Here is a 12,984-nt window from a genome sequence, read left to right as displayed (position 1 = left end):
GGCCCTGTGACGATCAAGGACAGTGGCGAATCACACGCAACGGGCGAGCCTTCACGGCTCGCCCGTCTTGAACTTCAGCTCGACGATGCCGTTGACCGGCTGGCCGACGCGCCCTCCGTTTCCCGCGTGGGGCGGGCAGGCCGCGTATTCGATATTGCACGCCGTGTGCTGATGGAGCCCGGTGGCTGCGGGACGCTGGAAGCCCGTGCCAGAGCGATGGAAGAAGCCGGCATTTTCGAAGGCTCGGACTGGGCACGCCCCGGCATTCTGCTGCCGACACTGACCCGCCACTCACTGACCAGCCCCGAGCCGATGACCGTGGTCATCGAGGCTCTCAGCGAGCTGCGCCTGCTGGCCGTCGCGCGGGAGGACTATGCCCACCCCCAGGTGTCATCCGAACAGGCCCGCTCCTACCTGACCCAGGTACTGGCGCTGAACCTGTCGATGCTGTTTGGCCCGCCCAGCGAAGCCGAACGGGAAACCCAAGGCAAACTGGCACTGGTATCCCGTCAGCTGCTGGCTCACCTGTCCGAGCGCATCGGGTTTGAAAACGTCATCGATTCCATGATCGATGAAATCTGGCGGCTGCTGAAACAGCGCCCGATTCAGACCGAAACCATCCGCGAGATGATTACCCGCATCGCCCTGTGCCAGGCGGACCCGGAGATCGATCTGGGCACCAGCGGGCAGGGAGCAACACGGCTGGTCAGCAGCCTGTTCGGCCCGACCCAGGCCTGCAGCGAAGATCCGGGCATTGATATCTACGAAGAACGGCTGGCCATGATGGATGGCGCCGCCCTTCAGCTGGAGGCCACCGGCATGGCCCGCGCCATGCACGATACCGGGCTGGTCTCGGCCTATCACGCCGTACTGGTGCGTTATCTGCTGAAGGATCACGATCACCTGATCAGCGAGGCGCTCGGGCTGTCCGCCACCGGCCGCGATTGCCTGCTGCGCTTTCACCCGCTGATCCGTGCCCTGCTGGCACGCGTGGCCCAGCCGGAAACCGATCAGGCCCTGTACGGCCTGGCCCGGCTGCTGGAACGCGGCATTCTGTATCAGCCGCCCATTCCGCCGGCGTTGTGGCGTCAGCTTGGACTGCCCCTGAGCGACTGGTCGCGTGCCCGTATCAAGGCCGCCTATGGTGACATGGTGGACCCGGAAGCACGGCTGCTGGAAGGCGTACTGTGCATGCTGGGCCAGCCTCTGGGCGTGGGCCAGGGCAATAATCCCACCTGTCAGTCCGCCAGGGCGCTTTCCATGTGGGGCTGGAGCGACCCGGACTATCTGCTGCAGATGGTGACCTGGGCGGCACGGGATGACGGCATTACCATGCACTTTGAAGGACAGCCGATTTCATCCTGCGACAGCGGTGAAGGCCTCTCTCCCACGCTACCGCTGGACCTCGATCCGGTGTCCCTGCTGGTGGTGCCGCATCTGGACCGCATCTACATGGAGATGGGCCGGCGCTGCATCGGTCGGGAAGGCGACCCGCATCGCTGGATCAATCCGGAATTTCACGGCTGGTGGACCGGACGCGCCTTTCACATCAATGTGGATGTGGCCACCGGCATGCTGATCGAGCCGGAAACCTTCCTGCGCCACTTCTACGCCGCCTACCATCCGCACTATAACGGCGACCAGCCCCTGATCCACCCGCAACCCGCCGGCATTGCCGTGACCGACAGTGCCGCCCGCTTCATCGGCTGGCACGCCATCAGCATTCTGCGCGCCGCTCCGGGGCCGGATGATCACATGCGGATCTACTTCTTCAATCCCAACAATGACAGCGGTCAGAACTGGGGCGATGGCGTGGATGTCAGCACCGATGGCTGCGGCGAGCGCTTCGGCGAAGCCTCCCTGCCCTTCGCCCAGTTTGCCTCACGGCTCTATATCTTCCATCAGGATCCGCAGGAAGAGGGCCGGCTGGCCGATATTCCCGCTGCCGAACTGGACGATGTCATGGGCTATATCCGCCGAAGCTGGGGGGCGGAAAGACTGCCGCCCGCCTGATGGCCTGCTGCCGCCCTCCTCGCCGGGGGCGGCAGCCCTGCTCATCAGTGAACATCACCGCCTAGAGAAAGGTCAGCCCCGCCCCGATCACCACGCCGGTAATGACCAGATGAATCATGCAAAAGCCCATGATATCCCGCGCGCCCAGCCCGGCAATGGCCAGCACCGGCAGTGCCCAGAAGGGCTGCAGTAGATTGGTCCACGCATCCCCCCACGCAACGCCCATGGCCACCCGGCCCACGTCAGCCCCGAGTGCCTGCGCGGCCGGCAGCATGACCGGGGCCTGAACGGCCCACTGCCCCCCGCCGGATGGCACGAAAAGGTTCACCAGCCCGGCACTGAGAAAGGACCAGAACGGCAGCGTATCGGCATCGGCGATCGACACGAACAGTTCCGAAAGTGACTGCGCCAGCCCCGACTCCACCATGATGGCCATGATGCCGGCATAGAACGGAAACTGGATGACGATCCCGGCGCCGCCCTTGATGGCCTCGGTCAGGCTGTTGAGCAGGTTGCGGGGCGTGCGGTGAAGCACCATCGCCAGAAAAAGAAACAGGAAGTTGACGCTGTTGAGGTTCAGCCCGCCGCCATCGACAATGAAATACACCACCAGATACAGCACACCGGGAATGCCTACCAGCCAGGACAGCCACGGGCTGTTTTCAAGGCGCTCGGCAGGCAGCGAAGCGTCTTTTCCGGCCACGGGCTCCGGTTCGGCCAGCTGCTCGGGCGTGACCAGCACGATGTCCCTTTCGTCCGGCATCATTGCCCGGTTGACCAGCGGCATGATCACGAAAAGTGCCGCCAGAATGGCCAGGTTATAAAATGAAAAGAGAGTCTCACTGGTTGGAATCACACCGATCCGGTCAGCCGTGAAATGACCTGGCGTGGCGATGGTGAGTGGAATGGAACCGGCCAGTCCGCCGTGCCATACCACAAAGCCGGAATAGGCACTGGCAATCAGCAGGCGGTAATCCACCCGAATTTCCCGGGCCAGCGCGCGGGCGAACAATGCCCCGATGACCAGCCCGAACCCCCAGTTGATCCAGCTGGCCATCAGTGACACCAGCGTCACCATCAGAATGGCCCGCCCGGGCGTGCCGGCCAGCCGCGCAAGCGCCGTCAGACCACGCCGGACCGGGGGCGAACTGGCCAGCAGATAACCGCTGACCAGCACCATCAGCATCTGCATAGAAAAGCTCAACAGCCCCCAGAATCCGCCGCCCCAGACCCTCAGCACCGCCATGGGCGACTGCCCTTCGACCAGCATGGCGGCGCCGGCCGCTATCAGTGTCAGCAATAGCACAAAGATATAGGCATCGGGTAGATAGCGCTCTACAAGCCGCACCACGGGACGAGCGACAACCTTGAGCATCTTGAGCCACCTCGGGTGAATAACGGTTTTTTGACCCTGGCACACTCCTGCGGCAAACCCTTCCTCAACCTTGGTCGAGCGCGACGGCCCCACCTCGAATGGCCTGAAGGGTCTATAAAGAGGGGGACACTTTCATTCATTGCGTCAGGAGAGCTCATGAACGCACAGAAGATCCTATCCCAGCTGATGAAGCAGGCTGCCCGTTCGTCGAGCAAAAAACACACCGCCGGCGATTCCGGCTTCAACGTGTCCTCGCTTCTGGGCAGCGGCGCGCTGGGCATGCTGCTGGGAGGCCGGCGCGGGCGAAGCTCCATCAAGTACGCAGCCCTGGCAGGCCTTGGCAAAATGGCCTGGCAGGCCTGGCAGAAACACCGCAGTGAGAGCAGCTCGACCGCCGGTGAAGGTGAGCCGCTGGAACAGCTTGATGCCCAGGCCCGGGAGCAGCGCAGCCGGGTCATTCTCAAGGCGATGATTGCCGCGGCACGAGCCGACGGGCATATCGATGAGCGGGAACAGGACATGCTGGCCGGTCAGATGCGCGAGCTGGGTGCCGATGACGAGCTGCAGGCATGGGTCGAGCAGCAGATGGCGAGCCGGCTCGATGCCAGTGCCATCGCACGGGATGTGGATACCCCCCAGGCGGCCCGGGAAGTCTACCTGGCAAGCGTTGCCATCATTGATGAGCAAAATGACATGGAACGGGCATGGCTCGATCAGCTGGGCAGGGCGCTGGGGCTCGAGGCCGGCGTATGTACCGCGCTGGAGCGCGAGGCACAGGCGCAGTAGCCGCCTTCCTCCTCAACCGCACCGCCCACCCGGCCGGCCGGTGCGTTTTCACGACACTGCCCCCTGCCACGCTTCATGCCGATCCGGGCTCGGCAACAAAGCGATAACAGAGCGCCGCCAAATAGCGGTTTACAAGTGACAAACACTTCCAAATAATAAGCTCTATCATAAAAAGGCAGGACGTATCGGGCATGACATCAAGAATCATCACCGCATTAGTGCTGTGGGCGCTGTCCACGGCCGCATTCGCGCAGGAACGCATTACCGTTCACGATATCGCCGGCCGCGACGTGTCCGTTGAAGTCCCGGTAAAACGGATGATTCTGGGTGAGGGTCGAATGATCTATGCCCTGGCCATGCTGGACCGGGAAGCACCGTTCAAGCGGGTCGTGGGCTGGCGCGATGACCTCGCCAAGGCCGACCCGGGTTCCTGGGAGGCTTACAAAAAGCGCTACCCGGAGATCACGAAGATTCCGACCTTCGGTGGTTTCAAGGAAGGCACCTTCGATGTCGAACAGGCCATCACGCTTGACCCGCAGGTCGTGGTGATGAATATCGAGGCACGTGAAGCTACGGAAAGCTCCGGGCTTGACCGGAAGCTGGCCGCCGTGGGCATCCCGGTGGTGTACATCGATTTCCGTGAAAAGCCCATGCAGCACACCGACCCCAGCCTGCGCCTGCTGGGCCGCCTGACGGATCATTCGAAACGCGCCGACGAATTCATTGAATTCAGCAACGCCCATATCAAGGCCGTGACCGACCGACTGGCCAAGTCCAGCCCGACCACACCGGAAGTATTCATCGAGCGCGCCGCCGGCTACAGCGAGGAATGCTGCATGTCGTTCGGTAACGCCAACTTTGGCGAGATGGTGACCCTGGCCGGTGGACACAACATCGCAGGCGACATCATCCCGGGGACGTTCGGCACGGTAAACCCGGAGCAGGTCATCGCCTCCGACCCGTCGGTCTATATTGCCACCGGCGGCGAATGGAGCGGCTATGTCCCGGACGGCAAATGGATTCCTGCCGGTCCGAACAGCGACCAGGCCGAAGCCCGCAAGCGGCTTGAATACCTGCTGACCCGCCCGGCCCTGGCCCACACCGAAGCAGTGAAACAGGGTAACGTGCACGCCATCTGGCACCAGTTCTACAACAGCCCCTATCAGTTTGTGGCCATCGAACAGCTGGCCAAGTGGATTCACCCTGACCTCTTCAGGGACGTGGATCCTGACGCCACCCTGCGCGAGCTTTACTCCCGCTTTTTGCCCCTCGAGTATGCGCCCGGGTATTTCACGTCCCTGAACAAAGATGAGGATGCATGAGCGATACGCTTGCACCAACGGTTCACCGGGGCAGTCATTCCTACCGTGCCAGCATCGGCCGCCGCCTGCTTATTCTGCTCGGGCTGGCCGCTGCCCTGGTCGTATCCTTTGCCGTCGACCTGGCGACCGGACCCTATGACTACCCGCTGTCCGACGTAGTCACCACTCTGCTGTTCCCGGATGACGCTGACACCAAGATGCGCGTGATCCTGTGGGAGATTCGCATGCCGGTCGCGCTGATGGCGCTGACCGTCGGGGCTTCGCTGTCGGTGGCCGGTGCCCAGATGCAGACGATTCTGGCCAATCCCCTGGCCAGCCCGTTTACCCTGGGCATTTCTGCCGCGGCCGGGTTTGGCGCGGCCCTGGCACTGGTATTCGGCATTGCGCTGGTGCCGGTGCTGACGGCCTTCATCATTCCGCTCAATGCCTTTGTCATGGCCATGCTGGCTGCACTGGTGATTCACTTTTTCAGCCAGTTGCGGGGCGTGACCGTCGAGACGATCGTGCTGCTGGGCATTGCCATGGTCTTTACCTTCAATGCCCTGCAGGCCCTGCTTCAGTACCTTGCCAGCGAACAGGCACTGTCCGCCGTGGTGTTCTGGACCATGGGCAGCCTGGTCAAGGCGACCTGGACCAAGGTGGCGGTAACGGCCATGGCGCTGGTGCTGACCGTGCCCCTGTTCATTCGCCAGTCCTGGGCCCTGACGGCCCTGCGACTGGGAGATGCCCGCGCGGAAAGCCTGGGCGTCAACGTCAAGCGCCTGCGCCTGACCACTCTGATGCTCGTCAGCCTGCTGGCCGCCATTTCGGTATCGTTCGTCGGCAGCATCGGGTTTATCGGCCTGGTAGGCCCGCACATCGCCAGAATGCTGGTAGGGGAAGATCAACGCTTCTTCATGCCCGCCTCGATCCTGTGCGGCGCACTCATCCTCTCGGCCACCTCGGTGCTGAGCAAGATGCTGGTACCGGGCGCCATTTTGCCGATCGGCGTGGCGACAGCGCTGGTAGGTATCCCGTTCTTCTTCTCGTTGATCTTTGCAAGCAGGAAGCGTAACGCATGGTAAGCCTCGCCATTGAAGGCCTCGGCGTACGCTATGGCCGTACTCAGATACTGACCGACATCACGACGCCCGTGATTCACGACGGATCGATCATTGCCGTCATCGGCCCCAACGCCGCCGGCAAGTCGAGCCTGTTTCGCCGCATTGCCGGGCTGGCAGCCGGAGAAGGCCAGGTACATATCGAAGGCGTTCCCGACGGAGAACAGGCACTGGTGTACCTGCCTCAGGATACCAGCGCCAGCGCCGCCCTGACCGTGTTTGAATCCGTGGTCCTGGCTGCCAAGCAGGGACGCTCACTGAAGGTGACCGCCGAAGAGCTTGAGCGGATCGACGAACTGCTCGACTCGCTGCGCATTACCTCCCTCGCCTCCCGGTATCTGGCCGAACTCAGCGGGGGCCAGCGGCAGCTGGTCGGTATTGCACAAAGCCTCATCCGGCGCCCGCACATTCTGCTGATGGATGAGCCGACCGCCGCCCTCGACCTGCACCGCCAGATGGAAGTGCTGAGCCTGGTACGCCGACTGGCCGACGAGCGCCGGATGATCGTGATGATTGCCCTGCATGACCTGAACCATGCCCTGGGGTACTGTGACCAGGCCCTGGCCATCAGCCAGGGGCGCATGCACCGCTTCGGTCCCTGTGCCACCATCATTGACGAGCACCTGCTGGAACAGGTCTATCGTGTGGACGGCCACGTCGAGCGCAACTCCCTTGGCCAGCCTCAGGTCGTGCTCAAGGGCCCGCTGCTGTAGCAACGCCACGACCTGCACTCGGCACCCGCGCATGACGCATATTCAGCACGCTCCCCCCTGCTCCGGATGGACGGAATGGGGCAAATGGCTCGCCCTGATCACCATGACGCTGGATCATGTTGCCCGCTACCTGCTGGTCCCGGCGGGCCACGGCCAGGCCCTGTGGATCATGGAAACGGCAGGGCGTATCGCCTTTCCGCTGTTTGCGGCCATGGTGGCCTGGCATGCCCTGTATGACACCTCCCGCCACTGGCGCTATACAAGGCGCCTGCTGATCATCGGCCTGGTGGCCCAGTTACCCTTCATGCTGCTGACCGGTGGGCTGGTGCTGAACGTGTGCTTTACGCTCGCGCTCGGCCTGATGCTGGCCTGCACCACGCGTGCCCTGATGCGGGAAGCGGCATGGAACCCGGCGACGGTGCTTCGGCATGTGATGCTGGCCGCAGTCGGCCTGTTTCTCTGGTACGCCGTGGGGCCACGGCTTGAATACGGCCGGGACGGCGTGCTGATCATTCCGGCCTTCATGCTGGCGCAGTATCTGCTGGTCAATTACCCTCGCCTGACCGCTGCGCTGGGATGCCTGCCGGTATGCTGGCTTGCCACCCAACTCAATGACAGCACGCCCGCCCTGTTTTTTACCTGTGCCACCACGCTGTGCGTGCTGGTCATTGCTGCCCGCGGCGGCCATGACGTGCCGCGTCTGCCACCACGCGCGACGCTGCCGCGCTGGCTGTGGCGCAGCTGGTATCCCGGCCACCTGAGCCTGATCGTCGCGCTGGTGGTAGTGCCGTGACCCGGCCTGAAGGGCCTACTCCACCATCCGCGATACGGCGTTGTTGACCGCATTGAGCGCAGGACTCAACCCCGGCACATGAAGGTCACGCTGCATCATCGCCTCTTCCAGACCATAGCTTGCTGCCACGGCCTGAGCAGACACCCACCGCAGCGGTTCCGGCTCCCAGCGTTTCAGCACCTCTGCGGGACGGGCATTGGCATGCACCCAGGGCATCCGGGTACGCTCGGTCTGCTGCCCGGTGATCAGTTCCGCCAGCGTCTGCCCCATCAGGTGAGCCATGGCAGCCCCCTCTCCGGCGTAGCCACCGGCAGTGGCCATGCCGGTCTCCGCATCCAGAATGGCATGAGGCCGAAAGTGGCGTGACAGGCCCAGTGTCCCGCCCCAGCCATGGGTAATACTGACCTTGCCAAGGCCGGGAAACAGGGCGTTCAGCAACCCCTCCCGCATGCGTTGATGCCGCGCGGAAATCCCGAACTCCGCCCGGGCAGGGCCGCCGAAATGGTAGTAGCCCTGTGCCCCGAAAATAAGCCGGTCATCCTGGCTGCGCTGGCCATAGGTCACCAGTCGACTGGCATCCCCGAAGGCCTGACGACCGGCCAGTCCGATCTCGTCCCACTGCATGGAGGACAGCGGTTCGGTGGCAATCAGCATGCTCTCGATCGGCAGGATATGGCGCTTCAGCCCCAGATGACGGGTATAGCCCTCCGTAGACGTCACTACATGACGTGCCCTGACCCGGCCATGACGCGTGCGGGCAAGCCCCGGCGCCGTCTCCTCCACGGGGCTGTGCTCGTAAAGGCGCACACCGCGCGCCACCAGCCGGGCGGCCAGGCCGTGCAGGAGCTTCACCGGATGAAAGGTCGCGACCTGACGCTGCAGGATACCACCACGCTGATCACGAAACCGACCGATACGATCCATGGCATCAGGGTCCAGCCAGCGGCAGTCCTCGTCACGAAAGCCGATATGGTGCAGGTGCGCCAGGTATTCCCGCTGCACCTGCTCCTGTGCCGGATAACGGGCCGCCACATAGACCGCTCCTCCCTTGTGGTAGTCGGCCTCTATCCCTTCCCTTTCCAGCACGGCGCCAATGTCATCCACGTTGCGACACAGCAGATCACATACGGTCTGGCGCTTTGCCAGCGGCCAGTCGTCAATGTAGCGATCAAGCCCGGCCATGCTGCCGACCAGCCACCCACCGTTGCGCCCCGAGGCCCCATACCCCACCTGCTCGGCTTCCAGTACCACAATCCTCAGCGAAGGGTCGGCATTACCGAGGTAATACGCGCTCCAGAGGCCGGTAAACCCGGCACCGATAATGACCACATCGGCGTCGATATCACCGTCAAGCCGTGAATAGGCCACCGGCGGGGTCGCAAGGCTATCGTGCCAGTAACAGGGGTGAGCCATGGGAACAGCATCTCCAGCAGAAACAGAAGGCCTACCATAGCGCAGCACGCTGCCCCGGGGGATAGCCCTGCACACAAAAAGCCCGGGCACAGGGCCCGGGCGTCAGCAGAATGCGACTGTCAGTGCGTCAGTGCAGGATCAGGCACGGTCTGCGAGCATTTTTTCACGCGCCTTGCGGGTCTGCTCTTCCTGATAGGTGGGGAAGTCAACGTACCCGCGGGCATCGCCACCATAAAAGGTATCCGGGTCAAAGGGCGTCAGCGGCCAGTCGTTTTCCATCCGCTCCACCAGGTCCGGATTGGAGGTAAAGGGGCGGCCGAACACGGGCAGATCGATGGTGCCTTCATCCACCAGGCGCTGCGCTTCTTCCCTGTCGAGGTTGCCGGCAAACAGCAGCGTGCCGGTATAGGCCTCACGGAACCTGCGCAGGAAGTCACGCGGCAGCGGATTCTGACCCTGAGCGCCCTGGTCCATCAGGTGCACATAGGCCAGCCCACGCTTGCCGAGTTCTTCTGCCAGGTAGAGATAGGTGCCTTCAATATCGTCATACAGCGGCATGTCAAACAGCGTCGCATATGGCGTCAGCCGCACACCGACCCGATGGGCACCGATGAGGGCCACGGAGGCGTCGATGGATTCCAGCAGCAGCCGGCAGCGTTTTTCCCGCGAGCCACCATAGGCATCATCCCGGTCATTCAGCGCACCGTTGATGAACTGCTCAAGCAGATAGCCATTGGCCCCGTGCAGCTCCACACCATCAAAACCGGCCTGCCGGGCATTGACGGCGGCCTGGGCAAAGTCACGCACCAGCCGGCCACATTCCTCGGTCGTAGCCGCACGCGGCTTGCTGGCCGCGAGCATATCCGGCATGCCGTCCTCGTTGTAGCCGAAGGCCATGCCGCCCTGGGTGGTTGTGCTGCTGATCGGAGCCGCACCGTTTTGCTGAATCGAGGTATGCGAGACCCGCCCTACGTGCCAGGTCTGGCAGAAGATTTTGCCACCGCGCTCATGCACGGCATCGGTGGCCTTTTTCCAGCCGGCAATCTGATCAGGGCTGAAGATCCCCGGGTTGAACAGATACCCCTGCCCCTCGCGTGAAATCGGGCTGCCTTCGGAAATGATCAGCCCGGCGCTGGCCCGCTGACGGTAGTACAGCGCGCCCAGCTCGTTGGGCACATCGTGTTCGCTGGCGCGGGAGCGTGTCATCGGGGCCATCACGACCCGGTTGTTCAGTCGGATGTCCTGAAGATCATACGGTGCAAAAATAGAAGTCAAACTGCCTCTCCCTGAGCAAATAGTGATCAGGGCATCATCGGCCCTGTTCATGGATGCCCAGAGCCTAGACGATAGTTAGCAGGTTAACAATAAAGTTTGTTTATCGCACCGGTAGTCAGCACTCAACCTGATGGTAGAGCACCATCCCACGGGCCTGATAATTGGCAAGCGCCGACGGATGATCAAGCGTACAGGTATGCACCCAGACCCGCCGTGTACCGGGCCAGCCCCAGGCCTTGCGCAGCGCCTCGCCAAGCAGCGGGCCGCCCAGCTTCTGATCCGTCCAGCCCGGGCACAGCCCCAGATAGCGAATTTCGGTAGTGACATGATCCGGCCGGTGAAGCTCGAAGTAGCCCACGAGGGTATCGCCCACCGTGGCAGTCCAGGTCCTGAGTGTCGGGTCTGCAATACGCTTCTGCCACTCCTCGTCGGTGGCTTCGTCCAGATCTTCCCACTGCCAGTCATCACCCACCAGATGATAGAGCCGTCGATTCAGCCGCCAGTCAGGGGGCGTCACCTCATCAACCACCATCCGGGGTGGAAGCGCGGGGGCGAGATCTTCTCGCGGAGCAGGCAGCTCCAGATAGAAGGTGGTACAGGAGGCAGGAATCATCACGGTTACCCGGCAGGACATGTCGCATCACTATAGCTCAGCCCGGCATGATCGTCCGACCCACCAGGGATACGGATACTCCTGCTGAATGCTGCGCCGTAATGGATGCCCCTGGACGTTCGTCGTACCTGATCGGGGGCATGTGGTATACCCTTGAGGGACAGCCAGACCACACAACAATAACGCTATCGACGACCTCCTCCGAGCGGGGCCAGAGGATACGACCGTGACGACTGCACCCATCGAGCGGCTGTTGAAAGCCGCCCACGACGCCGAGCTGGAACGACTGGCTCACTTGAGTGATACCTGCCTGCTGGTCGGTGATACCTGCCGACTGGTGCACGCCCTTCAACGCGAGCGAGGGGCTTCGAGTATTTATCTGGGCTCCCACGGCCAGCGCTTTGTGCACCAGCGCCGCCAGCGTATCGAGGAATCCGTTCAGGCCGGAGAGCTGCTGAATGAACGCCTGAGTCAGTGGGCCCTGCCGGAACATGCTCCCTCCAGCGCCTTCAGGCATGCCGGACCGGGGCTTATGAGACGGACTGCCGCAGTCTGGCAGGGAATGAATGCCCTGCCCGGGCTGCGCACCCGGATCGACACACTGGATGTCACCGTTGATGACACCCTGCGCCTTTACAACCGGTTGATCAGTACACTTCTGTCCGTGGTATTTGAAGCTGCCGACACGGCGGATAACCCGGTAATCGCCCGTGCGCTGGTCAGCCTGTTTCATTTCATTCAGGGCAAGGAGCTGGCCGGTCAGGAACGTGCCTGCACCGCCTTCGGGTTTACCCAGGGCACCTTTGACGCCGATTTGCAGCACACTCTCACGCAACTGATCGACGCACAGCAGCGCTGCCTGGAGACCTTTACCGAATTTGCCACCCCGGCACAGCAGGCACTCTGGCAACAGGCCGGCTCACCGCCGATGAACGAAGCGCTTGAATGGCTTCGCCAGCTGGCGCACCACGGTACGCCTCTGCCGGCCGGGCTCGAAGATCCTGGAGAGCAGTGGTACGCCCTGGCCACACAACGCATTGATGGCATGAAGCGCGTGGAAGACCAGCTGGTGGCCGATCTGCATCAATGCTGTCATGAGCAGCTGCAATCGTGCCGAGACACCCCGTTCGACGCCTCGGCCCACCTCAATGACCTTCCGGAGGAGCCCGGCTCACCGCTGCCGTCAATGGACAGCGATGCAGCCACTGCCTCTCTGGCGACCAGCACCATGGGATTTCACCTGGGATGCGGTCTGGTGGGGCTGGTGCAGGCCCAGAACAGCCGCCTGGCAAAACTCAGTGACGAGCTTGAGCACACCCGCCGCCACCTGCGGGAGCGCAAGCTGATCGAGCGGGCCAAGGGCCTGTTGATGGCCCATGAGGCGCTCTCGGAAGAGGCCGCCTATCGGTTGCTGCGCAAGACAGCCATGGATCAGGGCAAGCCGCTGGTTGCGGTGGCGCGGGCCGTCATGGACCTGATGGTTGATCGCCTCGCCCCCTGAAGCCCCCGCCACGCGCTGGTGCGCCCTTCACCGCGGGTGCACCACGCCTGCCCACAACAACGGCCCGCCACCACCCTCTC

The 12,984-nt window shown here is 62.9% G+C and carries 11 protein-coding genes; 7 read left to right on the top strand and 4 right to left on the bottom strand.

The window, feature by feature from the left end:
• Nucleotides 1-6: 6 nt before the first annotated feature.
• Nucleotides 7-2,013, top strand: coding sequence for a hypothetical protein (locus NAT21_RS01010; protein WP_250934985.1), 2,007 nt, complete (start codon nucleotides 7-9; stop codon nucleotides 2,011-2,013).
• A 61-nt stretch (nucleotides 2,014-2,074) separates the two neighbouring features.
• On the opposite strand, the gene NAT21_RS01005 is transcribed toward NAT21_RS01010, so the two are convergent.
• Complete coding sequence (locus NAT21_RS01005) at nucleotides 2,075-3,388, bottom strand: short-chain fatty acid transporter (protein WP_250934984.1); 1,314 nt, start codon at nucleotides 3,386-3,388, stop codon at nucleotides 2,075-2,077.
• A gap of 156 nt (nucleotides 3,389-3,544) precedes the next feature.
• Here NAT21_RS01005 and NAT21_RS01000 point away from each other — a divergent pair, with 156 nt between their 5' ends.
• The 5 genes from NAT21_RS01000 (at nucleotide 3,545) to NAT21_RS00980 (ending at nucleotide 8,102) form a co-directional block, all read left to right on the top strand.
• Nucleotides 3,545-4,174 (top strand): tellurite resistance TerB family protein, encoded by a 630-nt coding sequence (locus tag NAT21_RS01000; protein WP_250934983.1) that lies wholly within the window; start codon nucleotides 3,545-3,547, stop codon nucleotides 4,172-4,174.
• A 191-nt stretch (nucleotides 4,175-4,365) separates the two neighbouring features.
• Nucleotides 4,366-5,496 (top strand): ABC transporter substrate-binding protein, encoded by a 1,131-nt coding sequence (locus NAT21_RS00995; RefSeq protein WP_250934982.1) that lies wholly within the window; start codon nucleotides 4,366-4,368, stop codon nucleotides 5,494-5,496.
• Nucleotides 5,493-6,560: a FecCD family ABC transporter permease gene (locus NAT21_RS00990; RefSeq protein ID WP_250934981.1), complete on the top strand. Its 1,068-nt coding sequence runs from the start codon at nucleotides 5,493-5,495 to the stop codon at nucleotides 6,558-6,560. Before NAT21_RS00995 ends, NAT21_RS00990 begins: the two co-directional genes overlap by 4 nt.
• Complete coding sequence (locus NAT21_RS00985; RefSeq protein WP_250934980.1) at nucleotides 6,554-7,309, top strand: ABC transporter ATP-binding protein; 756 nt, start codon at nucleotides 6,554-6,556, stop codon at nucleotides 7,307-7,309. Before NAT21_RS00990 ends, NAT21_RS00985 begins: the two co-directional genes overlap by 7 nt.
• Nucleotides 7,310-7,340: 31 nt before the next feature.
• Nucleotides 7,341-8,102 carry a TraX family protein gene (locus NAT21_RS00980; protein WP_250934979.1) on the top strand — a complete coding sequence of 254 codons (762 nt, stop codon included), beginning with the start codon at nucleotides 7,341-7,343 and terminating at the stop codon, nucleotides 8,100-8,102.
• A 15-nt stretch (nucleotides 8,103-8,117) separates the two neighbouring features.
• Here NAT21_RS00980 and NAT21_RS00975 read toward each other — a convergent pair whose 3' ends face one another.
• The 3 genes from NAT21_RS00975 to NAT21_RS00965 form a co-directional block, all read right to left on the bottom strand.
• Entirely contained in the window at nucleotides 8,118-9,515 is a 1,398-nt protein-coding gene (locus NAT21_RS00975) for an NAD(P)/FAD-dependent oxidoreductase (RefSeq protein ID WP_250934978.1), read from the bottom strand.
• Between the two features lie 138 nt (nucleotides 9,516-9,653).
• Nucleotides 9,654-10,790, bottom strand: a complete 1,137-nt coding sequence (locus NAT21_RS00970; protein WP_250934977.1) for an alkene reductase — start codon at nucleotides 10,788-10,790, stop codon at nucleotides 9,654-9,656.
• A 115-nt stretch (nucleotides 10,791-10,905) separates the two neighbouring features.
• Nucleotides 10,906-11,424 carry a GNAT family N-acetyltransferase gene (locus tag NAT21_RS00965; RefSeq protein ID WP_250934976.1) on the bottom strand — a complete coding sequence of 173 codons (519 nt, stop codon included), beginning with the start codon at nucleotides 11,422-11,424 and terminating at the stop codon, nucleotides 10,906-10,908.
• Between the two features lie 205 nt (nucleotides 11,425-11,629).
• On the opposite strand from NAT21_RS00965, the gene NAT21_RS00960 reads away from it, so the two are divergent.
• On the top strand, nucleotides 11,630-12,904 hold the full coding sequence (locus tag NAT21_RS00960) for a nitrate- and nitrite sensing domain-containing protein (protein ID WP_250934975.1): 1,275 nt from the start codon (nucleotides 11,630-11,632) through the stop codon (nucleotides 12,902-12,904).
• The last annotated feature ends 80 nt before the right edge of the window (nucleotides 12,905-12,984 follow it).

Source organism: Larsenimonas rhizosphaerae, assembly GCF_023700005.1.
GTDB classification, from domain to species: domain Bacteria; phylum Pseudomonadota; class Gammaproteobacteria; order Pseudomonadales; family Halomonadaceae; genus Larsenimonas; species Larsenimonas rhizosphaerae.
Note: the sequence above shows the minus strand (reverse complement) of the source record. Positions and strands in the feature narration are given on the sequence as shown.

Bases quoted from the DNA above. Each gene is read 5' to 3' on its own strand.
- NAT21_RS01005 (WP_250934984.1), bottom strand. From the start codon at position 3,388: ATGCTCAAGGTTGTCGCTCGTCCCGTGGTGCGGCTTGTAGAGCGCTAT.
- NAT21_RS01000 (WP_250934983.1), top strand. From the start codon at position 3,545: ATGAACGCACAGAAGATCCTATCCCAGCTGATGAAGCAGGCTGCCCGT.
- NAT21_RS00995 (WP_250934982.1), top strand. From the start codon at position 4,366: ATGACATCAAGAATCATCACCGCATTAGTGCTGTGGGCGCTGTCCACG.
- NAT21_RS00990 (WP_250934981.1), top strand. From the start codon at position 5,493: ATGAGCGATACGCTTGCACCAACGGTTCACCGGGGCAGTCATTCCTAC.
- NAT21_RS00985 (WP_250934980.1), top strand. From the start codon at position 6,554: ATGGTAAGCCTCGCCATTGAAGGCCTCGGCGTACGCTATGGCCGTACT.
- NAT21_RS00980 (WP_250934979.1), top strand. From the start codon at position 7,341: ATGACGCATATTCAGCACGCTCCCCCCTGCTCCGGATGGACGGAATGG.
- NAT21_RS00975 (WP_250934978.1), bottom strand. From the start codon at position 9,515: ATGGCTCACCCCTGTTACTGGCACGATAGCCTTGCGACCCCGCCGGTG.
- NAT21_RS00965 (WP_250934976.1), bottom strand. From the start codon at position 11,424: ATGTCCTGCCGGGTAACCGTGATGATTCCTGCCTCCTGTACCACCTTC.